At 46.4% G+C, this 23,890-nt stretch carries 24 protein-coding genes and 1 pseudogene; 13 read left to right on the forward strand and 12 right to left on the reverse strand.

All coding sequences use genetic code 11. The features are described from left to right. Positions 1–8: 8 nt before the first annotated feature. Positions 9–218 (forward strand): annotated as a pseudogene (locus tag AB1I50_RS11505) (carboxymuconolactone decarboxylase family protein); the annotation flags it as partial. 86 nt (positions 219–304) lie between these two features. On the opposite strand, the gene AB1I50_RS11510 reads toward AB1I50_RS11505, so the two are convergent. Beyond that, positions 305–856: a GNAT family N-acetyltransferase gene (locus AB1I50_RS11510; protein ID WP_407724141.1), complete on the reverse strand. Its 552-nt coding sequence runs from the start codon at positions 854–856 to the stop codon at positions 305–307. A gap of 306 nt (positions 857–1,162) precedes the next feature. Between AB1I50_RS11510 and AB1I50_RS11515 the strand changes: the two genes are divergently transcribed. Next, positions 1,163–1,906, forward strand: a complete 744-nt coding sequence (locus tag AB1I50_RS11515) for a DMT family transporter (protein ID WP_407724142.1) — start codon at positions 1,163–1,165, stop codon at positions 1,904–1,906. Then, positions 1,887–2,459, forward strand: a complete 573-nt coding sequence (locus AB1I50_RS11520) for a QueT transporter family protein (RefSeq protein WP_407724143.1) — start codon at positions 1,887–1,889, stop codon at positions 2,457–2,459. The genes AB1I50_RS11515 and AB1I50_RS11520 overlap by 20 nt, the downstream gene beginning before the upstream one ends. 271 nt (positions 2,460–2,730) lie before the next feature. Here the strand turns inward: AB1I50_RS11520 and AB1I50_RS11525 are convergent, their stop codons facing one another. From AB1I50_RS11525 to AB1I50_RS11535, 3 genes are all read right to left on the reverse strand, one after another. Then, on the reverse strand, positions 2,731–3,267 hold the full coding sequence (locus AB1I50_RS11525; RefSeq protein WP_407724144.1) for a phosphatase PAP2 family protein: 537 nt from the start codon (positions 3,265–3,267) through the stop codon (positions 2,731–2,733). A gap of 214 nt (positions 3,268–3,481) precedes the next feature. Then, positions 3,482–4,321: an HAD family hydrolase gene (locus tag AB1I50_RS11530; RefSeq protein ID WP_407724145.1), complete on the reverse strand. Its 840-nt coding sequence runs from the start codon at positions 4,319–4,321 to the stop codon at positions 3,482–3,484. A 13-nt stretch (positions 4,322–4,334) separates the two neighbouring features. Then, positions 4,335–5,309 carry a peptidylprolyl isomerase gene (locus tag AB1I50_RS11535; protein ID WP_407724146.1) on the reverse strand — a complete coding sequence of 325 codons (975 nt, stop codon included), beginning with the start codon at positions 5,307–5,309 and terminating at the stop codon, positions 4,335–4,337. Between the two features lie 166 nt (positions 5,310–5,475). Between AB1I50_RS11535 and AB1I50_RS11540 the strand changes: the two genes are divergently transcribed. From AB1I50_RS11540 to AB1I50_RS11550, 3 genes are all read left to right on the forward strand, one after another. After that, on the forward strand, positions 5,476–6,399 hold the full coding sequence (locus AB1I50_RS11540; protein ID WP_407724147.1) for a S1 RNA-binding domain-containing protein: 924 nt from the start codon (positions 5,476–5,478) through the stop codon (positions 6,397–6,399). 96 nt (positions 6,400–6,495) lie between these two features. Further along, on the forward strand, positions 6,496–7,842 hold the full coding sequence (locus tag AB1I50_RS11545) for a DNA recombination protein RmuC (protein ID WP_407724148.1): 1,347 nt from the start codon (positions 6,496–6,498) through the stop codon (positions 7,840–7,842). A gap of 582 nt (positions 7,843–8,424) precedes the next feature. Further along, the gene (locus AB1I50_RS11550) at positions 8,425–9,720 is read left to right on the forward strand and encodes an O-acetylhomoserine aminocarboxypropyltransferase/cysteine synthase family protein (RefSeq protein WP_407724149.1); all 1,296 of its coding nucleotides are present in this window, start codon (positions 8,425–8,427) and stop codon (positions 9,718–9,720) included. 400 nt (positions 9,721–10,120) lie between these two features. Here the strand turns inward: AB1I50_RS11550 and AB1I50_RS11555 are convergent, their stop codons facing one another. The 6 genes from AB1I50_RS11555 to AB1I50_RS11580 form a co-directional block, all read right to left on the reverse strand. Beyond that, positions 10,121–11,665 carry an IS1182 family transposase gene (locus AB1I50_RS11555; RefSeq protein ID WP_407724048.1) on the reverse strand — a complete coding sequence of 515 codons (1,545 nt, stop codon included), beginning with the start codon at positions 11,663–11,665 and terminating at the stop codon, positions 10,121–10,123. Positions 11,666–11,829: 164 nt separating this feature from the next. Then, on the reverse strand, positions 11,830–13,170 hold the full coding sequence (locus tag AB1I50_RS11560; protein WP_407724150.1) for a peptidoglycan-binding protein: 1,341 nt from the start codon (positions 13,168–13,170) through the stop codon (positions 11,830–11,832). 1 nt (position 13,171) lies between these two features. Next, on the reverse strand, positions 13,172–13,591 hold the full coding sequence (locus AB1I50_RS11565; protein ID WP_407724151.1) for a hypothetical protein: 420 nt from the start codon (positions 13,589–13,591) through the stop codon (positions 13,172–13,174). Between the two features lie 155 nt (positions 13,592–13,746). Next, positions 13,747–14,244, reverse strand: a complete 498-nt coding sequence (locus AB1I50_RS11570; protein WP_407724152.1) for a Gx transporter family protein — start codon at positions 14,242–14,244, stop codon at positions 13,747–13,749. A 196-nt stretch (positions 14,245–14,440) separates the two neighbouring features. After that, positions 14,441–14,809, reverse strand: a complete 369-nt coding sequence (locus AB1I50_RS11575; RefSeq protein ID WP_407724153.1) for a NusG domain II-containing protein — start codon at positions 14,807–14,809, stop codon at positions 14,441–14,443. Next, positions 14,809–16,437, reverse strand: coding sequence for a DUF1653 domain-containing protein (locus AB1I50_RS11580; protein WP_407724154.1), 1,629 nt, complete (start codon positions 16,435–16,437; stop codon positions 14,809–14,811). Before AB1I50_RS11580 ends, AB1I50_RS11575 begins: the two co-directional genes overlap by 1 nt. A 111-nt stretch (positions 16,438–16,548) precedes the next feature. Here AB1I50_RS11580 and AB1I50_RS11585 point away from each other — a divergent pair, with 111 nt between their 5' ends. Further along, positions 16,549–17,052 carry a hypothetical protein gene (locus tag AB1I50_RS11585; protein ID WP_407724155.1) on the forward strand — a complete coding sequence of 168 codons (504 nt, stop codon included), beginning with the start codon at positions 16,549–16,551 and terminating at the stop codon, positions 17,050–17,052. Between the two features lie 51 nt (positions 17,053–17,103). Here AB1I50_RS11585 and AB1I50_RS11590 read toward each other — a convergent pair whose 3' ends face one another. Then, positions 17,104–17,541, reverse strand: a complete 438-nt coding sequence (locus tag AB1I50_RS11590) for an RrF2 family transcriptional regulator (protein ID WP_407724156.1) — start codon at positions 17,539–17,541, stop codon at positions 17,104–17,106. A gap of 139 nt (positions 17,542–17,680) precedes the next feature. Here AB1I50_RS11590 and AB1I50_RS11595 point away from each other — a divergent pair, with 139 nt between their 5' ends. After that, positions 17,681–18,958, forward strand: a complete 1,278-nt coding sequence (locus AB1I50_RS11595) for a serpin family protein (protein WP_407724157.1) — start codon at positions 17,681–17,683, stop codon at positions 18,956–18,958. A 38-nt stretch (positions 18,959–18,996) separates the two neighbouring features. Here AB1I50_RS11595 and AB1I50_RS11600 read toward each other — a convergent pair whose 3' ends face one another. After that, positions 18,997–19,989: a DUF2804 family protein gene (locus AB1I50_RS11600; RefSeq protein WP_407724158.1), complete on the reverse strand. Its 993-nt coding sequence runs from the start codon at positions 19,987–19,989 to the stop codon at positions 18,997–18,999. Positions 19,990–20,130: 141 nt separating this feature from the next. Between AB1I50_RS11600 and AB1I50_RS11605 the strand changes: the two genes are divergently transcribed. From AB1I50_RS11605 to AB1I50_RS11625, 5 genes are all read left to right on the forward strand, one after another. Further along, positions 20,131–20,490, forward strand: coding sequence for a hypothetical protein (locus AB1I50_RS11605; protein WP_407724159.1), 360 nt, complete (start codon positions 20,131–20,133; stop codon positions 20,488–20,490). Positions 20,491–20,577: 87 nt separating this feature from the next. Next, a complete protein-coding gene (ruvC, locus tag AB1I50_RS11610) occupies positions 20,578–21,093 on the forward strand; it encodes a crossover junction endodeoxyribonuclease RuvC (protein ID WP_407724160.1) in 516 nt (171 codons plus the stop codon). Between the two features lie 110 nt (positions 21,094–21,203). Beyond that, positions 21,204–21,806, forward strand: coding sequence for a Holliday junction branch migration protein RuvA (gene ruvA / locus AB1I50_RS11615; protein WP_407724161.1), 603 nt, complete (start codon positions 21,204–21,206; stop codon positions 21,804–21,806). After that, positions 21,806–22,885, forward strand: coding sequence for a Holliday junction branch migration DNA helicase RuvB (gene ruvB, locus AB1I50_RS11620; RefSeq protein ID WP_407724162.1), 1,080 nt, complete (start codon positions 21,806–21,808; stop codon positions 22,883–22,885). The genes ruvA and ruvB overlap by 1 nt, the downstream gene beginning before the upstream one ends. 141 nt (positions 22,886–23,026) lie before the next feature. After that, on the forward strand, positions 23,027–23,890 hold the full coding sequence (locus tag AB1I50_RS11625) for a class I SAM-dependent methyltransferase (protein ID WP_407724163.1): 864 nt from the start codon (positions 23,027–23,029) through the stop codon (positions 23,888–23,890).

The following is a 23,890-nucleotide window of genomic DNA, read 5'->3' on the forward strand; positions in this document are numbered from 1 at the left end:
AATTTGAAATGAAAGAAAAGATTGTACAGACCGCCGGCAGAGAACAGCTCGGTTCTTTCGCTCCGTCATTCGCGCACTTAAACGACGATGTTTTATTCGGTAAGGTTTGGAACGAAGAAGCAATCGACGTGAAAACAAAATGTATCATCACCGTAGTGTCGCTTATGGCGTCGGGAATCACAGATTCCTCGCTTAGCTACCATCTTCAAAACGCCAAGGCAAAGCACGTCTGGACAACCGGCAGTCAGAAAATAAAGAATAGCTAAAAAAATCACCGCCTGATTTTTCATCAAGGCGGTGTTTGTTATTTATCAAGTCTGTATAAGTACGAGTCCAAAGTCGGAATCTCGGCGTGAATCCAATCGAGAATTTTTTGATATGACTCCAGGTCAAAATCCTTTTTAGAGCCGACAATCTCAAAAATCACTCCCTTAACGGTAATGAACCAGCCTGTCTCAAAAAATCCGTTTCTCATATAAAACTCGCGTCTGCGCTTCCTCTGCTCGATATTTTCACATTCTTCAAAAATACTTTCAAAGTACAGCACAATCTGCTTGCCGTCGTAGTACTCCTTAAGCGCTTCAAGCGCCTTTGTGCCGATACCGAGGTTTCGCTTTTCGGGCAGTATCGCAAAATATGAAATATACACGGTCTTTTCGTTTTTGATACACAAAAAGTAACCTGCAAAATCCTCAGGAGCTTCCTTAAGGTAAATTCCGAGCAAGTCGAGCGAATCTTTTTCAAAGTCGTAGATAAAATCCGTCTCGGTATGCTCCTCAATCGGGAATGCCTCAAAGTTGAGCTTTGTAATAATATCCACCTCGGGAGCGCCTTTTGCAAGCTTTCTTAAAATCATATTTGCCTCCGTTACAGTAAAAAGTCTGTTACTATTCTACAACAGCCTAATTATTTGTCAAGTTATTCTCTCTTAATTATAGACAGAATTTAATAATTTTGGTATTATATTGTTAAGGGGGAATTGGTTATGAACCGGTTACAGGCAAATCTTTGCCTTATCTGCGTTACTCTCTGTTGGTCAACATAGGTAATTATTTTTTCGTGTATTCCTGACAGTGTCCTGCCTTTTGCGACAACATTTATCTGCAACGCAATCGCAACGGTTGTTCTCGCCGCCTGCTTTTTCAAGCGGATAAAAAGGGAAATGAGTAAATCGAGCAAAAAAATACTGCTGAAATGCCTGCTGCTCGGAGTGCTCAACTGCGCCTACAACGCTCTGTATATGTACGGCTTAAAGTCCTTCGACGTTTCCACAGGCGCGTTTACGTTTTCGATGACGGTAGTCGTACTGCCGGTTGTTCTGATTACGATGAGGAAAACCGTAGGGGCAAAAACATGGATTTCCGTAGCTCTTGTTCTGAGCGGAATTGTAATAGCATTGGGCGGAAGTTTGACCCAAATACCGTACGCAGGGCTGCTTTTTATGTTACTCGGATGTATAATCCGCTCGGTATTTATCGTAAAGCTCAACGATTTTGCGCGTGAGCACGACTCAATCACACTGTCGGTTTTTATCTCGGCATTTGTCGCTGTAATCTGCTTTGTGATATGGTTTGTTCTACAGCCGTCCACATTCGCAACCATTCCGTGGTCGAGCACGATAATCGCAAGCCTGTTTATTCACGCATATTTTATCGTAGCCTTTGCACAGACCTTAAACATCTTCGCTCAAAGGAGAGCCACCGCTACAGAATCGACAATCATCTACTCACTCGAGATAGTGTTTTCTCTGATTTGGGGAGCGGTTTTACCAGAAAATCTTGTAGACAGGGCAATCCCCACGCCTTTCCATATCATAGGCGCCGTGCTGATTGTTGCAGGCAGTCTTGTCGAAATTATCGAATTCAAAGGGAAGAGGAGGCTGAAAAATGTTTCTGAAAAACAGTAACCTCCCCAAGCCCGTAAAGTTTATTTTGCTGACGTTAATCCTTATAGCCGTATATCTTATAATCGCAATTCCGTTCAAGGTTATAAGCATTATCCCCGGTTTTACCGACATCCGACCGGTAATGCTGTTAAAGCCTGTGTTCGGAGTGTTCTTTGGAATTCCCGGCTGCTTCGCCTTTGCAATCGGCAACCTTATTGGCGATATTATGAGCGACAGCTTGCGCTGGAGCTCAATCGCAGGCTTTGCGGCGAATTTTTTAGCACCGTTTGTTTTTTACCTGTTCTTTGTAAAGTTTGCAAAAACAGAGTTTTCACTCAGAACCGGAAAAGACCTGCTCAAACAGCTCGCGGTAGTAGTTGTCTCGTCAGTGGTCGAAACGCTGATAATAGCGCCGTCAGTCAAGCTGATTTATCCGGAAGTAGAATTTAATCTGCTGTCATTAACAATCTTCCTAAACGGCACGGCTTTCCCACTGCTGCTCGGAATTCCCCTGATGATACTTATGCAGGAGGAACTCGGCTTTATGCCGCTTAAAAGGAAAGACTTAGCATAACAAAACATTAAGGCAACACCGCACAATTCAAGGCGCACGGCTTGCTTGAATATTATTCCGTCAGCTTGCCCAAAAAATCTCGGCAAGGCGTCAGCCTTACCTTGATTTATTTGTACAACCTGACGAAAAATCTTGCTGCGCAATCCGCACACCTGAATTATGCGGTATTGCCTTAAATTTTTAGGAGCATCGTTTGGTGCTCCTTTATGATGCATGCAGATATACAAAAACCGCCCTTGACAAAAATCAAGGGCGGTAAGCTTTTAAATATTTAGGCTAAACCGATAGCGTGGAAGAACAGCACCGAAATCCCGCTGCAAATAAGTCCGAGGAACATTCCTGCGATAACGTCGGTCAGGTAGTGAACCCGCAGATAAATTCTCGAAAAGCTGATAAGCATTGCAATAGCCAAAATCGGGAGTACCACATAGGGTGGAAGTCCTCTGTAAATCGACACGCCGACCATCGCAAACGAGGCGGTTGTGTGACCTGACGGAAAGGAGTAGAACCTCGGTCGGTTAATAATCTGCTCGTCGTCGTCAAGGTCGTGGCAGGGACGTATTCTCTTGACGGTGTGTTTAATCAAACCTTCACCCATAACGTGCGCAAAGCACAGCGCGATTACGTAATTAAAGCCGATAGAGCGCCAGTTTGGGTTAATTAAAAACGGCAGGCAAACAAGCCACCAAATCAGCCCGACATTTGCGGATCTGGAGGCGGTTTTCATGACCATATTCATTCCCGGTGAGTGAATACGGCTTATGTTGTCAAGAACCTTGCGGTCAAGGCTTCTCAGTCTGCCAAACATAAATACATCTCCGTAATTACTTATAGATATACTCCTATATATGTAATTATAACACATGAAAAAAAGTTTGAACAGGGTATTTTTAAATTTTTTTATTTTCTATATTTTGTATGCTTAAGCGACAAAAACACCCTTCTTATTGTATATTTTGTATTGCAAAATTTGCTCTTGATAATAAAAAGAGGAGACTGTCAAGCGGCAGTCTCCCAAATCGTTATATATTCTTCTTTTGGCTTGAATTTTCCGCGGTCAGCTTGTCGGCAATCGCCATCTTTTTAATGATGTTCTTAACCGTCATATCAAGCCCCGTGCCGTCGCTGTAATCGGCAGGATATATAAAATCAACCCTGTCGCGGTTCAGCAGAGCCTCAACCTTGCTGTCGCGCTTTTGGTACACGGCAATCGAGTAACCGCCGTACGCCTTCATCATCTTCATACACGGCACGTCCGAAAGTCCGTCGCCTATATAAATCATATTGCAAAACGGAACGCGCTTGCTGTCGTCGGGCATCGAGCGGTTTAGGTCAACGTCGTTCGCAACGTCGAGCACGCCCTTGTTAATGCGGTAAACAAACTGGGTTTTGTTGGTATAGTTAACGTCGGTTTTCGGCCAAACAGCCGCGCCGTTTTCATCGTACAAAAACTCGCAGGCAAAAATGCTCTTAAAGCAGTCCTTAATCGACGAGCCCTCAATAATCTCCTTCATTCCCGATGAAATAACATAGTGCTCAATCTGCACGCCGTTTTCAATACCGAAGCGGTTAATGCGGTCAAACCAGCCCTCAACGCCCTTGAAGAACTCTATATTTTCGCCCATCTTAACAAGGCTCTCGCGCTTAAGGGCAATGTTTTTATCCTGCGCAATTTTGACCATAGCGTACATATACGCCAGCACCGAGTCCATATGCTCTCTTAAGCCCAGCTCGTTTGTGTAATCCCAAAACTCGCCGTCGGTCATCCCGAGGCTCGGAATAAAGCTGTAGCCCTGCATATTTTTGGTGCAAAGGGTTCGGTCAAAGTCGTACATCAGCGCGACAATGGGCAAATCACTCATAGTTTTCTCCGTATCAGTAGGTTTTAATCTCTACAGAATTAATCAAAATGGTGTCAAGCGGAACGTTGTTTTTGTCAACCTGCGCCTTGGCGATTTTGTCAACGGTCTCCATACCGCTGATTACCTGCGCAAACACGGTGTTTCCTCTGTCGGCGGCATTATATACGCCGTCAAGGTTTGGGTTACCGCCGTTCTTTGAGTACAGGCTCTTAACCTCGTCGGGAATAATCGCGGTGTTAATAAACTTGTCGCCGTTCTCGTCGATAAACGCCTGCAAAAGGTTAGAATCCCTGTAGTTGTTGAGCTGCTTTTTAACGTTGTTCCACAAATCGTTATACTGCTGCCATCCGCCGTTTGAGCTGAACGCTTCGGCAGAGGTCTGGTTGATAAAGAACTGACTGCCGTTAGAATCCTTAGCGCTGTTCGCCATGGAAACCGCGCCTCTGATGTTAAACAGCTTGTCGCAGAACTCGTCCTCAAACTCAGAGCCGTAGGAGCTAATTCCGTTTGGATGCTTCGGGTCCTCGCCGCTGTGACCGCCCTGAATAACAAAGTCGTTAATAACGCGGTGGAAGGTGGTGTTGTTGTACTTTCCTGCCTTCGCGAGGTTCACAAAGTTAGTCACAGTTTTCGGAGCCTGAGCAGGGAAGAGCCTCAGCGTAATATCGCCCATACCGGTGTGGATAACCGCAATTGTGTCTCCCTTTTTAGGCTGTTCAAGCTGAAAGCCCACAGGGTTATTGTCGTTATTAATGTTCGGTTCAATGCCCAGCGCGGCAGGGTCAAAGCCCATCGCTTCAAGTCCGCTTATCGCCTTGGCTTCGTCGCCTGTGCTGACAGGATAGGTCGCGTCTGCTTCGTCCGCGGTTGCGGCGGAAGTCGGAGCTTCATCCTTCTTTTTTTCGGAACATCCGGCAAACGAAAGCGCTAAAATAAGGCTTAAAACAACGCATATCGAACCGATAAGTGCTTTAATGATTTTTTTCATAATTATTGTCCTTTCGGATTTTTTAATTAATCATAAAACACACAAATGTATTATACCACAATTTACACAAAAATGCAAATCGGGGCAATTTTACACCTCTGCATAAATACCGCGCCGTTATCATAGAATTACTTGAAGCTATCAAAAGATATACGGAGGCAGAAAAATGTCAGAATTTTTACCCGAAGGAAAACTCATTAATACCCGGGAAAATATAAAGGTGCTGAGCTCACCGTCAGCCCTGCGCGAGGCTATGCAAACTCAAAAAATACTCGAAGCCACCGCCGTGCTCTGCGATTCGGGGCACAACCTCACCGTCAGGTTCGGCTCATTCCGCGGAATAATCCCAAGGGAGGAGGGCGCTGTGGGGATTAAAGACGGCTCTGTGCGCGATATCGCGGTAATCTCGCGCGTTAACCGCCCCGTCTGCTTTGTGGTTACGGATATTAAGACCGACCAAAGCGGCGAGGAATACGCGGTTTTATCGCGAGAAAAGGCGCAGAAAATTTGCCTTGAAAGCTACATATCAAAGCTCAGGCGCGGCGACGTCGTAACCGCCGCGATAACCCACCTCGAAAGCTTCGGCGCATTTGCGGACATCGGCTGCGGAATAGTCGCGCTGATGCCGATTGACTCAATCTCTGTCTCGCGGATTGAACATCCCAAGGAGCGCTTCCGCGTGGGAATGGAGATTAAAGCCGTCATAAAGTCCATTGAAAACGGCAGAATAAGCCTCAGCCAAAAGGAGCTGCTCGGCACGTGGGAGCAAAACGCCGAGGGCTTTTCGGCGGGCGAAACTGTATCGGGAATTGTAAGAAGCGTCGAAAATTATGGAGCGTTTATTGAGCTCACCCCGAACCTCGCAGGTCTTGCCGAGAGCAGGGAAGGGGTAAAGGTCGGTCAGCAGGCAAGCGTATATATCAAGAGCATTATTCCCGAAAAAATGAAAATCAAGCTCATTATAATAGATACCTTTGAAGCTAAGCACGCGCCCGAAAAGCAGAATTATTTTTATACGGGCGACCATATCAGCCGATTTTTGTATTCGCCCGAGGGCTGCAAAAAGGTAGTCGAGACGGTTTTTGACTGAGCATTGTACTGTTTATAGCCCTGAGTCTTCCGCGCTCGTTGACAAACAAAACCCCGTATGATATGATTATTTAAGATTAAAAATGGGGTGAAAAATATGGATTTTATCGGTATTATAGCCGTGATTTTAGGCGTGCTTGCGGTAATTTTGCTGATTGTTTTACTGGTTATTGTTCTGAAAAAGAATAATAATGACAATAACGATGAGATAATTAACGCCGTAAAAAACGAGGTTGTCCCCACCGTTAGGGATGAAATCTCACGCCAAAACAGCGCTTTAAGGCAGGAGTTGAGCACTCAAACTCAGACTTCTGTCAAGAATATGGGCGACCTGCTGTCGGAAAATCAGCGCAGTTTTTCCCAACAGCAGTCCGAAAAGCTCAATTCGCTCGAGGTGCGGATGAAAACCTTTTCCGAATCCACCGAGCAAAAGCTTGAAAATATCAGACTTTCGACCGAAAAACAGCTTGAAGCGAACCGTCAGACGACTGAAAAACAGCTTGAAGCGAACCGTCAAACGGTCGAAAAGCGCCTTGAACAGCTCCAAAACGACAACAACCGACAGCTTGAGGAAATGCGCAAAACCGTAGACGAAAAGCTCCAGAAAACCCTCGAGGAAAAGATGAACCAGAGCTTTTCGCTCGTCAACCAAAGGCTCGAGCAGGTTTACAAGGGACTCGGAGAAATGCAGAACCTCGCGGTCGGCGTGGGCGACCTCAAAAAGGTGCTCTCGAACGTCAAGACAAGGGGCATTTTGGGCGAAATCCAGCTCGGAAGTATCCTCACCGAAATCTTACCGCCCGAGCAGTACGAGGAAAACATCGCCACCAAAAAGGGCTCAAAAAATGTGGTTGAATTCGCGATAAAGCTCCCTGCCGAGGACGACAGCTTTATCTACCTGCCGATAGACTCAAAGTTCCCCGGCGACACCTACGCCGCCTTGCGCGACGCCATTGAACAGGGCGACAAGGCGCAGATTGACCTCGCAGCAAAGGCGCTGATTACCACAATCAAGAACGAGGCAAAGGACATCCGCGACAAGTACATCGACCCGCCGAACACCACGGAATTCGCGATTATGTTCTTGCCGTTTGAGGGGTTGTACAGCGAGGTTGTAAACCGCGGAATGGTAGAGGAGCTACAGCGCAAGTATAAGGTGAATATCGCAGGTCCGAGCACAATGGCGGCTCTGCTCAATTCACTGCAAATGGGTTTCAAAACTCTTGCCGTTCAAAAGCGAAGCTCTGAGGTTTGGGACTTGCTCGGCTCTGTTAAGCAGGAGTTTGACAAGTTCAACGACGTGCTAACAGCAACGCAGATGAGACTTGACCAAGCCAACAAAGAGCTTGATAAGCTTGTAGGAGTGCGCACAAGGCAAATTCAGCGCAAGCTTAAGGACGTGCAGTCCCCGACTATGCTCACGGATTTTTCATCCGAGGACTGACGACGTAAATAATAAGGAATAAGAATATTTAACGGAAACGTTTGTTTATAATTTAAAGCCTCCCCCGTCACTTGTTACGGGAAATTCCCCTGTTAGGGGAAATGTCACGAAGTGACAAAAGGGTTGCCGTTTTCGCCAGAAAAAGGTGGCACGCCGCTCAAGCGGCGTGACGGAGGGGGCAGACGATTCCGATTATGCTAATATTTCCATTACAGATGTAGGGGGCGGTTTCGCGGTCGCCCAATCTGACAATTAAATAAACCGTATACAGCGGCGGAGTGATAAGGCAAGGCTTTGTTACCCGCCACTCTTTTTTATTTTTCAGGGTGGATAGGGTGCACCGCAAATGGCAATTATTGGCATATCAGCGTGGTAAATATATAAAAATTTCAAAAAACCTATTGACAAACTATGTTTTGTGTGGTAATATAATCCCAACGTAAAAACCTACTATCCTGATAGGAGTAATAAGAAATGCTAATTTACATAAACCAATGTTGCTTTGATACGCGAATGTAAAGCGAAATTCCCGCCGACATTCAAACAAAATCAAACTATCAAAACAACAAAGGAGTAATCATAATGAGTAAACTTACAGAAAGAAATTTAAGATTTGAGACAAAACAGCTTCACATCGGTCAGGAGACCGCTGACCCCGTAACCGACGCACGCGCAGTGCCGATTTACGCCACAACCTCGTATGTGTTCCATGACAGCCAGCACGCGGCTGACCGCTTCGGACTTCGCGACGCAGGCAACATCTACGGCAGACTTACAAACCCAACGCAGGATGTTTTTGAGCGCAGAATTGCCGCACTTGAAGGCGGCACGGCAGCTTTAGCGGTAGCCTCAGGCGCTGCGGCAATCAGCTACACAATTCAGGCACTTGCCAAGGCAGGGGAGAACATCGTAGCAGCCGAGACAATCTACGGCGGTACCTACAACCTTTTGGCGCATACCCTGCCCAACTACGGAATTACAACTAAGTTTGTAAATCCCGACGAGGAAAACGCCTTTGAAAACGCGATCGACGAAAACACCAAGGCGCTCTACATCGAAACCCTCGGCAACCCGAATTCGAATATTATCGACATAGAAAAGCTCGCGCAAATCGCTCACGCTCACAACATTCCGCTTGTTGTAGACAGCACCTTCGCAACGCCGTACCTTCTTCGTCCTATCGAGTACGGAGCGGACATCGTGGTTCATTCCGCGACAAAATTCATCGGTGGTCACGGCACGGCAATCGGCGGCGTAATTATCGAGAGCGGCAATTTCGATTGGGAGCAGAGCGGCAAATTCCCTCAGTTCTCCGAGCCAAACGCCTCATACCACGGCGCAGTATTCGCAAAGGCAGCTCCCGGCGCGGCGTTTGTTACATATATCAGGGCAATTTTGCTCAGAGATACCGGCGCAACGCTTTCGCCCTTCCACGCGTTCATCTTCCTGCAGGGGCTCGAAACCCTGTCGCTCAGGGTTGAGCGCCACGCCGAGAATACCAAAAAGGTAATCGACTTCCTCGTAAACCACCCAAAGGTTGAGCGCGTTAACCATCCCTCAACCGACGACTCGCCCTACAAGGCGCTTTATGAAAAGTACTTCCCGAACGGCGGCGGTTCAATCTTCACCTTCGACATCAAGGGCGGCGAGGAAGAGGCTAAAAAGTTCATTGACAACCTGCAAATCTTCTCACTTCTCGCAAACGTTGCCGACGTAAAATCCCTTGCGATTCATCCGGCTTCAACAACTCACTCACAGCTCAACGCCGAGGAGCTCGAGGAGCAGGGGATTCGTCCGAACACAATCCGCCTTTCAATCGGCACTGAGCACATTGACGATATTATCTTCGATTTATCCGAGGCATTCGACTCAATCTAATCCCATAATGTTATTATAAAAAGTTTGGCAAATATTTTAAAGGCTCCCCCAACGCGTAAGCTTTGGGGGAGCTGTCAGCTTTAGCTGACTGAGGGGGCGGCTCTTCCTTAAACGCCTCATTATAAACCAAAATGCATACATATAATTTACATCGTAGGGGCGCACTGGAATGTGCGCCCGAGGTCGTTCAGTTAAATTTTGTTTTTATAAATCAAGGATTAAGACGAGAACAAACGTCTGTTCACGGGGCTGTCGCAAAATGAAGCGGCAGCCTCTCAGTATAAGTAACAGGTAAAGACATGTAAAATATCATCACATTTCAACAGCAAGAAAACGACACTAATCAGAGGGTGGGGAAAACTCCATCCTCTCTTTGATTTTTTGTGGAAAACTTTTAAGTTTACGCGGCTTGTTGATTGAATAACGACAGACCTAAACGTCCGTCAATTGTGCGGTTCCATAACTTCTTGATGTTGAAAGCGAAAGCAAGCAGCAAAAATTGCGTTTCCGTCTTTGTTTTTCCGCGTGTTAAGAAGCGTCTGAAATCTCTGTCCTGCTTCAAAACGCCGAAGGCTCCCTCAACTTGAATTGAGCGGTTCTGTCGAAGAATATTTCCTTCATCGGCAGTAATTCGTTCGGTAGCTTCAGCTTTTTGTCTTGCCATAGTTTTAGAAAAAGAAACCTTACGATTTTCGTATTTGCCTTTGTAACATTTATCTCTATGAGGGCATCCTTCACAGCTTTCGCATATGTAGTAACTTTTTATGATTTCATAATCATTCTTTGTTTTGCTCTTGCTGTCATAAGCGTGATTTAATCTCTTGCCGTTTGGACAAGTGAAATAATCTCCGATTTCGTCATAGCTGAGATTTTCTACACGGTAAATATTACTCTTGTATTTTCTTGTCTTTTTAATTTCATAATCCGCGGGCTTGATGTACGCGTTCTGGTCGTTTTCTTCAAGATATGTGTAATTCTCCTCGCTCGCGTATCCCGCGTCAGCAATGATGTTTAAGTATTTTCTGCCGATATTCTTTTGCAGACGTTCAAGAAAAGGAATAAGGGTTGTTGTATCGGTCGGATTAGAAAACAATCCTACCCCAACAATGTACTCGCTCTCAACGCCGATTTGTACATTGTACGCGGGTTTAAGCTGACCATTCCTCATATGATCCTCTTTCATTCGCATAAACGTTGCGTCTAAGTCTGTTTTAGAATAGCTCTTTCGTGTGCCGAGTATCGTTTGACTTTCGTGATATCGATCTATTCTTTCAAGATATTCATATATGCGGTCATAATCCCTCTGGATATCCGTTTTGCGCTTGCCTCTTCCGTATACAAACTTAATACCGAGAAAATCTCTTGCTTTGAGAAGAAACTCAATTACATCTGCCAGTGTAGCGGATTCCGACAATCCGTATTTTTGACATAAATCAGGCAGTTCGTTATTAATCTTTGCGTTGAGCTTCTGCAAATTCTTTTCTACGGTTTTTGCCCATACGAATGTATAACGGTTGGCGTTTGCTTCTATCTTGGTTCCGTCTATGAAGATATTATTAAACTCTATCTCGCCAAGCTCATGAAGTTTTAGAATTAGTTGATAAAATAAATCTTCAATGACTCCCACGAGCTTTTCGTTTTGAAAGCGAGCGAAGGTTGAATGGTCGGGAGCAGGCTCACCTTGAAGTAACCACATAAAACGGATGTCAGTCTTACAGGCTTGTTCTATATCACGGCTGGAATAGATGCAATTCATATTTGCAAATACAAGTATCTCAAACATTATTGCCGGATCAATCGAGCGCCAATGACGAAGGTATACATCATAGAGTTTTGTATAGTCCAATGTATCGCATATTTCTGTAAGTTTCCTTACAGGATCGTTCTCGTCGATTAATACTTCAAAATTTAATGGTAAAAACAGTTGATTTCTTAACACTTTCATAGTATAATTAACCCGCTTTCTATGTGGATTTTGTTGCAATTAATTATACATTGAAAGCACTAACCGGGCAACCCTTTCGGGCTACCCGGTCTTGTTTTTATTTAGGGCTTAGTGCGACAGCCCCCTACAGTTAAAAACAAACGCTCAAATAAAGTTCTTTTTCTTTACAGATTATTACCCAGCGTAATAATCTCAGCCCATTCAACAGGGCCTATCGCGCCGGTCTGTTCAATTCCGAGGTACTGTTGAAGCGCAATTACCGCCGCTTTAGTCCTCACGCCGAAAACTCCGTCAACCTCAATCACAGGGATTTGCTCAACATTCTGACCGATTTTATTCAGATATCCCTGAATAATCCTCACGCTCTCTCCGCGGTCGCCTTCAACCAAAAATCTGCCCGGGTACGGCTCTCCGATAGCGCTCTGATAGTTCGCAGGAAGCTCGCTGACAACCGTGTTGTATACCTGTTCAATGCGGTTAAAAACGTTCGCGTCTACCACACCCGTCACAGGCAGTCCGTAGGTGTTCTGAAAGCTGAAAACCGCGTCGCGCGTGAACTCACCGAAAAAGCCCGTAATCGGAATCGGCGGAAGCTCGGGAAAAAAGTAGCCGATAAACGCGAGGTAGTATTGCAGAGCCTCAACGTCCTCGCCCTGGCTGCCCATGCTAAGCTCTCTTGTGTATCTTCGGGAAACCTCGGAGATTGTCAGCCCCTCTCCGGTAAGCTCGGAAAGCCGCTTTACCGAAGCGAAAATCTGCTTGATTTTGTACCATGTCGCCTTGCCGACAATTCCGTCGGGGGACAGGTTAAAAATCTCCTGAAACTTCTTGACGGCGTTTTCGGTCTCCAAATCAAACACGCCGTTGATATACTGAATCTTCGGAATCGCCGGGTAGTTCTGCGAAATCCTGTTCAGCTCGCGCTTAATTGTCACAACATCGTCTCCGAACGAACCGCGCCGAAGCGCCGTTCCCGGGTATGACTGCGTGTTGTCGCTGATAGGCGCGTTGTATACAAGCGAGATATCGTCGCCGTAGTAGTACCGCAAAATCTCAATCGGGCTAAGCCCGCGGTTTGCAAGCGTAACACTGCCCCACTGAGAAAGACCGTTGCAGCTCGTCGTATAGCCGTCGCAAAACTGCGCGTAAAGCGGCTCAACACGCCCACGGCGGACAATGTAGTTGTTGAATATTTCATCGACAATTGCGCTGATGTTGCTGTAAACCTCGCCGTCCTTGTTAAACGCCTGGTCAATCGCGGTGTTGTTTGTGATGTCAAAATCATAGCCGCGGCTGCGGTAATACTCGGTGTAAATTCGGTTGAGCGCAAATGAAATCTGCGCCAGAATATTCGCTCTAATCGCATTTTCAGGCCACGTGGGGTATATCTCGGACGAAGCGACGTTTTTGATGTACTCGGTAAATGGCAGCGTGACGTTCTCCGCAGGCTGGTTAGGTCTGCCGAGGTGCACAGTGATGTAGGTTGGAATAACAGGAGAAGCCATATTACCGCTCCAATCCAATTCCGAGAGGGTTAAGGCTCACGGGCAAAATCGTTTCCACTCTGTCAAAGATGTTCACAGGGCAGTCCACAATCGGTTCAAAACCCGGGTGATATGCAGAAATCAAATACTGCGTAACGCTGTCGGAAGCGTTCTGCGGAGTTTGACTTTCGGCGCTGAGCTTTGACGGCAGGACAATTTCGTTGACAATTCCAGACGAATCGGTTGTATCGTTATAAATCGAGTATCGTTTACCCTTGTAAATCATCGAGACGTCGACAAAAACATCCTTAAGCGGAAATGCGTCCTCGGCAACGCTCGCCTGAATTTTCAGCGAACCGCGCCCCTTGTTTTCATCAATATATTCCTGATACTCAGGCTTAAACGGAGTCTCGCCCGAAGGCTTAGGCATATTTTCGGTCATAAAAAACTCTCCTTTCATAGTCATACTATGCAGGAGAGGGGTTTAGTTGTATTAAGAGTTTAGAGTTTAATGTTTAGAGTTTAATGTTTTTAAAGCCTCCCCCAAAGTGCTTCACACATTGGGGGGAGCCTTTAAAAAACAATAATTTTTCGATTTCATTTTCTAAAAAATTTTATCCTCGGCATAATCAGCTGCGCGCACAGTCCTGTGAACAGTCCTGCCAAGCATCCCGATACAAGCAAAAACGGATAGTAAGCGAAAATCTGAACCGTTTGCGTTACAATAACCGCCGCGATAATCTGCCCTGTGTTATGCAGAACCGCGCCAAAAATGCTCGCAATCCAAATGTGTTTTTCGTCGATTATCCTTTTTAGCAGCAACATACCGAGCAGGCATAAAACCGCTCCCGAAGCGCTGTAAATAAGCGCTGTAATGTTTCCGCCGAAAATCGAGCCTAGCACAAGCCGCACGCCGACAATCATAGCGACCTCATACGCCTTGTAGTGATAAACCGCAAAGACCGTGATAATATTTGCAAGCCCCAGCTTAATTCCCGGAATGGGGAAGGGGTTGGGAATTTGCAGCTCAACTATAAAAATAATCAGTGATACTGCCGTGAGCACCGACAGCTCGGCAAGTCTTTTTGCTTTCATAAATTACCTATAATTCTAAATTAGGGCAACACCGCACGATTCAGGTGTGCGGATTGCGCCGTAAGATTTTTCGTCAGGGTGCACAAATAAATTGAGGTAAGGCTGGCGCCTTGCCGAGATTTTTTGGGCAGTCTGACGGAGTAATATTCAAGCAAGGCGTGCACCGCGAATTGTGCGGTGTTGCCTTAGAATATAATTATCTCGCGACAGTGTCAACGCCATCCTCGTAACCGGCTGCAAACTCAATGACAAGGTGGTTAGGCAGGCAGACAATCGGCATTGAAGCAGAGCTAATCCAGCCCATATTAACGCAGGTTTTGTCCGGACATTCGGCTTCCTTAACGCGGATTTTGCCGTCCTTAATCTCAATGGTATTCGAGCTGTTGCCGTAGGGAATTTCAATTTCGCTGTCCTCGGTGTTGCTCAAATCAAAGCTGTACAAAAGCCTGCCGTCACGCTTGATGTTGACATTGGTCTTTTTCGGGGTGAACAGCACAAACGCACTGCCTATAATTCCGATAAAGAATATTAAAACGCAGATTAAAATAAGAATTTTGTTCTTCATTATATCAGCTCAAAGCGCTTGATCTTCTCGCCGCCGCGCCAGAAAATCTCGTTAAACATATCGTAAGGTCTTGCCCAAATGTCGTCGGGATTGTTCACCGAGCGGTAAATTACAAGCTTTTCGCCGGTCTCGCTGTGCTTGGCAAAGCCCGTAACCTCGTAAACGTTGCCCTTAAAGTGGCGGTACTTTCCGCCGACAAACACGCCGTCCTTCTTAGGCGGTTCGGGCTTTTCTTCTGTTTTTTTAGAATTGTCCGCGCTGACAGGCTCGTCAAGATTTAACTTAAAATCACCGTTGTTGACTACCAAAATTCTCGACGAATACGCATCAACGTCAAGCTCGCACCAGCCGTTGCAGTCAAATACCTGATTGCCGTTAAGCACGTCGGTAAGCTTTGCATTACAGCGCGAGTCAAAGCCGACTCTCTCGGTATGGTCGGTCAAATTAAACATCACAAATACGGTCTGAGTGTCGGTAAAGCGCTTGTAAACGAGCTTTTCGTTCATAATGTTGACGTTCTCAAACTTTCCGTACTTAAGCGCTTCAAGCGCAAGGCGGATTTTCCCGAGCTTTACAAGGTGGTCAAAAAGCTGATAATTTGCGTTCGGCACATTGTTGAGGTCAAGGCACGGACGAAGGTCGTAGTCGCTCTCGCGGGTTCTCTTACCCTCAATTCCGTACTCACTGCCGTAGTAAATCGACGGTACGCCGGGCATGGTGTAGAGCATTGTGTGAATGGGGAACAGGTGGTTTTTATCCCTCAAATTGCTCGCGATACGGTTAACATCGTGGTTGTCTACAAAGTTATAGGTGTAAATATTCTGGTAAATTCCGCCGTTTGAAAACTGCCTTTGAAGCGAGTGCGCAATCTCAAAATAGTTGTGGTCGTTGTGGCTTGAGTACAAGCCCTTGTAGCACTCATAGTTTGTTACTGAGTCGAGCGCGTCGGGATTAGCCCAGCGGTTGTAGTCGCCGTGGGTAATCTCGCCGTACAGCCAAAATTCGGGATTTTTGGACTTGCAGAGGTTCTTGAGCTTTTTAAAGAAATCAATGTCAATCACATCCGCGGCGTCAAGGCGCAGACCTTCAATTCCAAACTCGTCAATCCAAAAGTTTACAGCGTCAAGCAGGTGGTTAACAACGTCGGGATTTTGCAAATTCAGCTTAACAAGGTCATAGTGACCTGCCCAGCCCTCGTACCAAAACGGATCGCCGTAGGGGCTGTTTCCGCCGAAGTTCAAATTCTGGAACCATCCGCAGTAGGGCGAATCCCACTTCTTTTCCTGAACGTCCTTAAAGGCGAAAAAGTCTCTGCCAACGTGATTAAACACGCCGTCAAGTATAACCTTAATACCGTTTTCGCGCAGAGTATCGCAGATTTTCTTAAAGCTCTGATTGTCACCCAAGCGGCAGTCAACACGCTTGTAGTCAATAGTATCGTAGCCGTGGCGCGAGCTTTCAAAAACCGGGTTGAACACAATCACATTAACGCCGAGCTTCTTGAAATGCTCAATGCTGTCATAAATTTTATCAAGGCGGTAGCTCTGCACGCCGTCGTTTTCCTTAGGTGCTCCGCAGTAGCCGAGCGGATAAATATTGTAAATAATAGATTCGTTAATATAACTCATAAAATTACTCCTTTGCAATAATGTAAAATAATTATAACATAAAATTTCCTATTGTGCAAATTTGAATTCTGTGCTACAATATATTGTAATATTTAGTCTACGGAGGAAATTATGAACAAAATTCCTGAAAATAAAACCAGAAAAAGGCTTAGAATAACGCTCTGTGTGCTTTATCTTTTCCAGCTTATATTCTGCGCATGGCCGTATTATCAGTTTGTTCAGGACGGCAAGCTTGTCACCGATTCGGTTTATGAAATGCTAAGCGCCCTCGGCACAGGCAACGTAATCGGCGCGTCGTCGTCGGACTTTTCGGCAATCACAAGAATTCTGCCGCTTAACTTTATTTTCGTAATCATTCCGATAATCGGATTTTTCTTCTGTGCGTTTGACAAAGAGCGCAACCTAAAGAACATCGTATCTCTGTTGTGCTGCCTTGCAGGCGTAGTTTCAATTCTCACGATTGTAACAATCAACCTGATTTCGCTCGGCTCAATGCTCGCACTGCTTGTTTATCTGTTGACAAGCTTCCTTTCGACAATTTCAATCTTTGCGCGTTACTCGAAGAGCAAAGAGGAGATAGAAAAGGAAAAACAGCAGGCTGTAAAAAAGAACTAAAAAATTACTGTCATTCCTGATTTTCGGGAATGACAGTTTTTAATTGCTTTATTAAATTACATAGTCGTTAGCGACCATATCCTTTTGATTGTCCAAAAGGTCCTGCAGCGTAACGCTGTCGAGGTAGTCGGTAATCACCTTGTTAAGCCCCTTCCAAAGCGGCAGGGTAATGCAGCCCTCGCGCTTCGGGCAGTCAACAGGCTCGTGGTCAAGGCAGGCAACGGGAGCGATGCTTCCCTCGGTAAGCCTTAAAATAGCGCCGACGGTATATTTGTCGGGAGATTTAGCCAGCTTGTATCCGCCCTGATAACCGCGGTTTGCATTGAGTACATCCGAGCGGTTGAGCACCGGAATAATCTGCTCAAGATATTTTTTCGATATGCCCTGTCTTTCGGCAATATCCTTTAAGGCGATAAATCCGTCGTTTTGATGTTCAGCCAAGTCAATCAACATTCTCAGCGCGTATCTGCCCTTTGTTGAAATTTTCATTTAAATCCCACCAATTCACTAAGTTATTAGTATTTTATCATATTCTAATACTTTTTTCAAGTTTTTTCGCTCAAAAACACTTGATTGTTTTTCAATAAAATTATATAATAGCTATTACAGTATAAAAGAGGTATTTATTATGAAGAAAAAGTTTTACGGTATAATAGCGGTATTTCTCGCCGCGGCAACGGTCGCTTCATTTGCAGGCTGCGCCAAAAAGAATAACCAGAGCTCGTCATCCCAGAGCGGTAATGTAAAGCCCGTATCCGCCGGCAGCGCGACCGACTTGCTCAAAAACGCCGAGATGCTCAACTTTGAGGGCACGATTGAGGATACAAATGTCGATCCTCTCTACACCGATTTTGCTGTAAGGCTTGCGCAAAATACAAATAAGGACGGAGAAAACTTCTATATCTCCCCGATTTCCGTAGTGTACGGGCTCACCCTCGCGGCAAACGGCGCTCACGGCGATACATTAACCCAGTTTGAAAAGACTCTCGGCGGCAGCACATACACGCTCAACCGCTACTTTTACTTTGCCATGGAGGGAGAGTACCAAAACGACTCCGCAAAGTTTAATATCGGCAATTCGCTTTGGATAAACAGCATGACAGGCTATAAGCCCGATAAAAAGTATCTTAACGACGTGCGCACCTTCTTTGACGCCGCCGTTTTGTATGACGACTTTGAAAACGCCGGCGATGATATTGCGGCTTGGCTTAAAAGCAAGGGAGTTGCTCAGAATACTAAGTTTATCCCCGAGGCAACCGACTCTATGACGTCTGTAAACTCGCTCGCATTCACCGCGGACTGGAGCACGTTCTTCACAGAAAACGCGACAAAGAAAGAGAAGTTCACAGGCTCGGACGGCAAGCAGACCGATGCCCTGATGATGAACGGCTACGCTGAGTATTACATTAAGGACGACAAATCCGAGGGCTTTACAAAGACCTTCGACGGCAACTGCTACGGCTTTGCCGCGATTATGCCCAACGAGGGCGTAAGCATCGAGGACTATATCAAGTCGATGACCGGCAAAAACCTAATGAATATGTTTAAGTCCGCCGAGCAAAAAGACATCGCAGTGGCTGTTCCCAAGTTCTCACAGACCACCGACTACAGCTTTAAGGACACACTCACAAAGATGGGCATTACCGACGCTTTCAGTAGCGACAAGGCTGACTTTATCGCTATGGGCACTGCCGACGCAGACCTGTATCTTTCAAATGTAATCGGCGAGGCTGAAATCAGCGTTAACGAAAAGGCAATCAACAAAAATCCCGGCACAACAAAGAAAATCACCTCAATGAGAGCGGACAAAAAGATTACCCTCAACCGTCCGTTTGTATATGTGATTTATGATTTAACCTCAAAAATCCCGAAATACATCGGAGCATATAAAAAAGCAGGCGCATAAGCCTGCTTTTTCTTTATATAAATCAAAACTTCATAATGCTAAAATTCTGTATAAATCATATGCGCAACCGCGTTGTCAAGCACAAGCGGCTTGTCGTAGTCAATCCTGTTGATAAAGCCGTACAGTCTGCCGAAAACAACCGAGGTTTTGCCCATCTCGGCAATCATCGCCTTGCCCGATACCGTAAACGGCTTAAAGGAGATATCCAAAGCCCTTACGCCGCCCCTGAAAAACATAGGTCGGTCAATTCTGTTCGGCGTGCCCTTAACGGTAATCTGCGACAGCTTTTCGAGCTTGCCGTCAACAAAAAAGCAGTTCTCACTGCCGTAGCGGTTGTCACCGACGCGGCTTGCAAGGTTCAGCGTAAACCTCTTTCCTCCGATGATACAGTCCGAGCATAAACGCTGATAACTGTGCAGCCTCGGCTTTTTAAATCTAATGCGGTCAAAGCATCCTCTCGCGCTGTCGGCGCTGAGCTTGTAAACCATATTGCCTGCCTTAATAAATCCCTGCGCCGAAAAGCAGGGCATAAAGCGCTTAAGAAAGTAGAATTTTCTGTTTCGCTCAAACGGCGCAAGCTGATCGAGAATATCACCATTGTTCTTTAAAAGAAATATATCAAAGCTCATCGAGCTCATTCCGCCAAAGCCTGCAAACTCGCATTTAAGGCTTTTTCCGTTCGGCAATTCGGCAATTTTAAGACGCATATTTTTTCGCTCAAACTCAAATTCACCGTTGTCCGCGTTGTCGGGCAGCGGCTTTTTCATAACCCTGCGCTTCTGAATAACGCTGTCGCAAATAATACCGCCGCGCTTCAGGTCGGCAATCGCGATTTTAATTCCAAAATCCGCGCCGAGATTTTCAATCGACAGGTACATCGAGCACTCGTCGCTCGTCACAAAGTAAGTGTCGCGCTGGCTGTGCCTGCCGTCGATGTTGTAGTCGAGCAACAGCTTTTTTGCCCAGCCTGCGTTTTGCACCTTGCCGTTATCCTCAAAAACACGGCAAGCTTCCGTAAATTCGTTCTGCATTTAATCACTCCGAATTATTTATACACATATCCGAATACAATATACCAAAGATTATTCTTCTTTTCAAGAATTATAACAGAATTGTAAATGGTAATAATCTTTTGTTATTGTGAATACATTAAACCAAAAGGATGTGTTACCGTGAAAAAACTGTTATTTTCAGCCGTAATTATCAGCTTGTTAATGCTGTGCGGCTGTACCCAAAATGCCCCGAGTCCGCAAAATGAGCTTATATCCTCAAATTGGACTGCAAGCCTTGACGGAGGGGGAGAGCTCTCACTGAAATTCTACGGAGAACCGGGCGATTTCTCCGCGGAATTCAACCTCAAAAACGCGGGAAAAGACATTACAATCAGCGGCGACTGCCTTGTTGACAGCACAAGCATAGTGATATTTGACAGCTCAGTCAGCCAAAACTACGCCTTTGACTACACCCCGAAGGGCGATACTCTCGAAATCTCGTACAATCACAACGTTTTGACTATGCAAAAGCAGTCATAAAACAGTCAAAAAATATTGCCATTTTCAACCCTTTGTGCTATAATAACTTAGTATGTGTTATTATACCATTTTTTCGGAGGTAATATTTTGGTAGTGTTTGGAATTGACCCGGGTTACGCAATCGTGGGTTGGGGAGCGATCAGCTTTCAGTCAAATACCTACAAGGCTATCGGCTACGGCTCGGTCGAAACCGAGGCGCATACCGACTTCAACGCCCGTCTTGAATATATCTACGACGAGCTTTATTCAATTTTAAGCCGCTGCCGTCCCGACGCTCTCGCAATTGAGCGGCTGTATTTTCAGACAAACCAAAAAACCGCAATCAAGGTTGCGCAGGCAAGGGGAGTAACGCTTTTAGCGGCTCAAAAGCTCAAAATTCCGATTTTTGAGTACACGCCCTTGCAGGTAAAAACCGCCGTAACAGGCTACGGCAAGGCGCATAAGCCTCAGGTAATGGAAATGACGCGCAGGCTTTTGAAGCTGCCCGAAATGCCCAAGCCCGACGATACCGCCGACGCCCTGGCAATAGCAATCTGCCACGCACAAGCGGCAGGCTCTGAGCTGAGAATGAAAATGTACAGCAAGAGCAATCATTACCAATAATCAATTATTTTATTATTTTTTTATAAATTAAACAGCATATTAAAAACGTTAAAATTGTTTAGATGATTATAAAATATTAAACTCTAAACTCTTAACTCTAAGGAGATAAAATGTTCTATTCCGTAAGAGGAAAATTAATTCATATGGATTCAAGCACCGCGGTTGTCGAGTGCGGCGGAGTCGGCTACAACTGCCAGACCACAATGAATACGCTTAAAAACCTGCGCCTTGGCGACGAGGTAACGCTTTACACCTACCTCAACGTTCGCGAGGACGCCATGGAGCTGTTCGGCTTTTCGGCAAAAACCGAGCTCGAAACCTTCAAAACCTTAATAGGCGTAAGCGGCGTAGGTCCAAAGGCAGGTCTTGCAATTCTCTCCGAGCTCAGTCCCGAGCAGGTAGCGATGGCAATCGCGACAGACGATATTAAAACTATCACACGCGCGCAGGGAGTCGGCAAAAAAATCGCCCAGCGAATTGTGCTTGAGCTCAAGGACAAGCTCGCAAAGTCGCTTTCTTCGGAGGATACCTCACTTCCGTCGGCTTCAGCGGCGGCAAACGCAGCTATGGGCAACATTCCAAAGGCGATAGAGGCTCTCGGAGTTCTCGGCTATTCTCCTGCCGACGTTTCGGGCATACTCGCGACAATGGACAGCGCGCTGCCTGTTGAACAGCTTATCGCGCATACTCTCAGACAGATGGGAAGACAGTAATGAGCAATACGCATTTTTCGGATGATTTTGATTTTGAAAACAGAATAATGGATACTAACGAAATTCCCGAGGACGTCTCCGAAGGCGATAATCCGCTCAGACCGAAAAACCTCGACGAATATATCGGTCAGGACAAGGCTAAGGACAACCTCAGGGTGTATATCGAGGCGGCAAAAATCCGTCACGAAACCCTCGACCATGTTCTTCTCTACGGCCCTCCGGGTCTCGGTAAAACCACCCTCGCCGGAATTATCGCGAACGAGCTCGGCGTAAATATCCGCATAACCTCAGGCCCTGCAATCGAAAAGCCCGGCGATTTGGCGGCGCTTCTTACAAACCTCAACGAGGGCGACGTGCTCTTTATCGACGAAATCCACCGCCTAAGCCGCGCGGTTGAGGAGGTCTTGTACCCCTCAATGGAGGACTTCGCAATCGACATTATCACGGGTAAAGGACAGATGGCGGCTTCATATCACCTGCCTTTGCCGAGGTTCACTCTTGTCGGCGCGACAACAAGGGCAGGCCAGCTAACAGCGCCGCTGCGCGACCGTTTCGGCGTGCTTTTAAGACTTGAACTATACACCCCCGAGGAGCTTGCGCAGATTGTAACCCGAAGCGCCGGAATTCTCGGAATTCAGATAGACTACGAGGGAGCGATTGAGGTAGCCTCGCGCTCGCGCGGTACACCGCGAATTGCCAACCGTATGCTCAAACGTGTGCGCGACTTTGCGCAGGTTATGTCGGACGGCGTAATTACTCTTGAAACCGCCCGAACCGCCCTTGACCGTCTCGAAATTGACGAGCTCGGCCTCGACCAAAACGACAGACGAATGTTAGAGGCGATTATAAAATTTTACAACGGCGGCCCTGTAGGGCTCGAAACCTTAGCCGCCGCAATCGGTGAGGAAGCCGTGACAATCGAGGACGTTTACGAGCCGTATCTAATGCAAATCGGCTTTTTAAGCAGAACTCCGCGCGGCAGATGCGTAACCGCCGAAGCCTGCCGCCACCTCGGCTACGAATTCCCCAAGGGCGCGGTAAACGGCGCGGTTACTCAACCAAACCTCTTTGATAATTAATTATGTAGGGTTCGGTCTATTTAACAATTCCTTTTAACCGTAGGGGCGGACCCATGTGTCCGCCCGTGAGCAGACGTATATCTTCGTCTGAAGGTTTGATTATATACGCAAACTCTTAACTTGATTTTAGGAAGATTTATAATGAGATTATCTCAAAACTGGAAAGATTATGAGCTTATAGATACCTCCGACGGCGAACGCTTGGAACGCTGGGGAGATATAATATTAATCCGTCCCGATCCGCAGATTATCTGGTCAACGGGCAGGAAGAATCCGCTTTGGAAGAACGCCCACGCGCGTTACCATCGCTCAAACAAGGGCGGCGGCTACTGGGAGCAGTACAAAAAAGTTCCGCAGCGCTGGACGATAAACTACGGCGACCTTGTGTTTAACATAAAGCCCATGGGCTTTAAGCACACGGGAGTTTTCCCCGAGCAGGCGGTAAACTGGGACTTTGCGGCTAAGAAAATCCGCGAGCAAAACCGTCCGCTAAAGGTGCTTAATTTGTTTGGCTACACCGGCTGCGCAACGCTGTCGTGTATGAACGCAGGCGCTTCTGTCTGCCACGTTGACGCCTCAAAGGGTATGGTGCTCTGGGCAAAGGAAAACGCCCAGTCGAGCGGTATCGCGGACAAGCCGGTGCGCTGGCTGGTTGACGACTGCGTAAAATTTGTGCAGCGTGAAATCCGCCGCGGCAACCAATACGACGGTATTATTATGGATCCCCCATCCTATGGCAGAGGCCCGGGCGGAGAGGTATGGAAGCTCGAAGAACAGCTTTATTCGCTTGTAAGCCTGTGCGGGCAGGTTTTAAGCGATAATCCTGTATTTTTTATACTCAATTCCTACACAACGGGGCTGAGCCCTGCTGTAATGCAATATTTGCTCGGCGTGCTGCTTCAAAGCAAATTCGGCGGCAAGGTGTCGAGCGACGAAATCGGACTAAAGGTGACCGACACGGGTTTAATATTGCCGTGCGGCTCAACTGCAATCTGGGAGAATTAA

This window comes from Ruminococcus sp. NATIVEDY161 (assembly GCF_045819895.1).
GTDB lineage: Bacteria > Bacillota > Clostridia > Oscillospirales > Acutalibacteraceae > Ruminococcoides.

Bases quoted from the DNA above. Each gene is read 5' to 3' on its own strand.
- ruvA (WP_407724161.1), top strand. From the start codon at position 21,204: ATGTTCTATTCCGTAAGAGGAAAATTAATTCATATGGATTCAAGCACC.
- AB1I50_RS11560 (WP_407724150.1), bottom strand. From the start codon at position 13,170: ATGGCTTCTCCTGTTATTCCAACCTACATCACTGTGCACCTCGGCAGA.
- AB1I50_RS11595 (WP_407724157.1), top strand. From the start codon at position 17,681: ATGAAGAAAAAGTTTTACGGTATAATAGCGGTATTTCTCGCCGCGGCA.
- AB1I50_RS11540 (WP_407724147.1), top strand. From the start codon at position 5,476: ATGTCAGAATTTTTACCCGAAGGAAAACTCATTAATACCCGGGAAAAT.
- AB1I50_RS11530 (WP_407724145.1), bottom strand. From the start codon at position 4,321: ATGAGTGATTTGCCCATTGTCGCGCTGATGTACGACTTTGACCGAACC.
- AB1I50_RS11550 (WP_407724149.1), top strand. From the start codon at position 8,425: ATGAGTAAACTTACAGAAAGAAATTTAAGATTTGAGACAAAACAGCTT.
- AB1I50_RS11585 (WP_407724155.1), top strand. From the start codon at position 16,549: ATGAACAAAATTCCTGAAAATAAAACCAGAAAAAGGCTTAGAATAACG.
- AB1I50_RS11535 (WP_407724146.1), bottom strand. From the start codon at position 5,309: ATGAAAAAAATCATTAAAGCACTTATCGGTTCGATATGCGTTGTTTTA.
- AB1I50_RS11590 (WP_407724156.1), bottom strand. From the start codon at position 17,541: ATGAAAATTTCAACAAAGGGCAGATACGCGCTGAGAATGTTGATTGAC.
- AB1I50_RS11565 (WP_407724151.1), bottom strand. From the start codon at position 13,591: ATGACCGAAAATATGCCTAAGCCTTCGGGCGAGACTCCGTTTAAGCCT.
- AB1I50_RS11570 (WP_407724152.1), bottom strand. From the start codon at position 14,244: ATGAAAGCAAAAAGACTTGCCGAGCTGTCGGTGCTCACGGCAGTATCA.
- AB1I50_RS11555 (WP_407724048.1), bottom strand. From the start codon at position 11,665: ATGAAAGTGTTAAGAAATCAACTGTTTTTACCATTAAATTTTGAAGTA.
- ruvB (WP_407724162.1), top strand. From the start codon at position 21,806: ATGAGCAATACGCATTTTTCGGATGATTTTGATTTTGAAAACAGAATA.
- AB1I50_RS11575 (WP_407724153.1), bottom strand. From the start codon at position 14,809: ATGAAGAACAAAATTCTTATTTTAATCTGCGTTTTAATATTCTTTATC.
- AB1I50_RS11625 (WP_407724163.1), top strand. From the start codon at position 23,027: ATGAGATTATCTCAAAACTGGAAAGATTATGAGCTTATAGATACCTCC.
- AB1I50_RS11520 (WP_407724143.1), top strand. From the start codon at position 1,887: ATGTTTCTGAAAAACAGTAACCTCCCCAAGCCCGTAAAGTTTATTTTG.
- AB1I50_RS11525 (WP_407724144.1), bottom strand. From the start codon at position 3,267: ATGTTTGGCAGACTGAGAAGCCTTGACCGCAAGGTTCTTGACAACATA.
- AB1I50_RS11600 (WP_407724158.1), bottom strand. From the start codon at position 19,989: ATGCAGAACGAATTTACGGAAGCTTGCCGTGTTTTTGAGGATAACGGC.
- AB1I50_RS11515 (WP_407724142.1), top strand. From the start codon at position 1,163: ATGAGTAAATCGAGCAAAAAAATACTGCTGAAATGCCTGCTGCTCGGA.
- AB1I50_RS11510 (WP_407724141.1), bottom strand. From the start codon at position 856: ATGATTTTAAGAAAGCTTGCAAAAGGCGCTCCCGAGGTGGATATTATT.
- AB1I50_RS11580 (WP_407724154.1), bottom strand. From the start codon at position 16,437: ATGAGTTATATTAACGAATCTATTATTTACAATATTTATCCGCTCGGC.
- AB1I50_RS11545 (WP_407724148.1), top strand. From the start codon at position 6,496: ATGGATTTTATCGGTATTATAGCCGTGATTTTAGGCGTGCTTGCGGTA.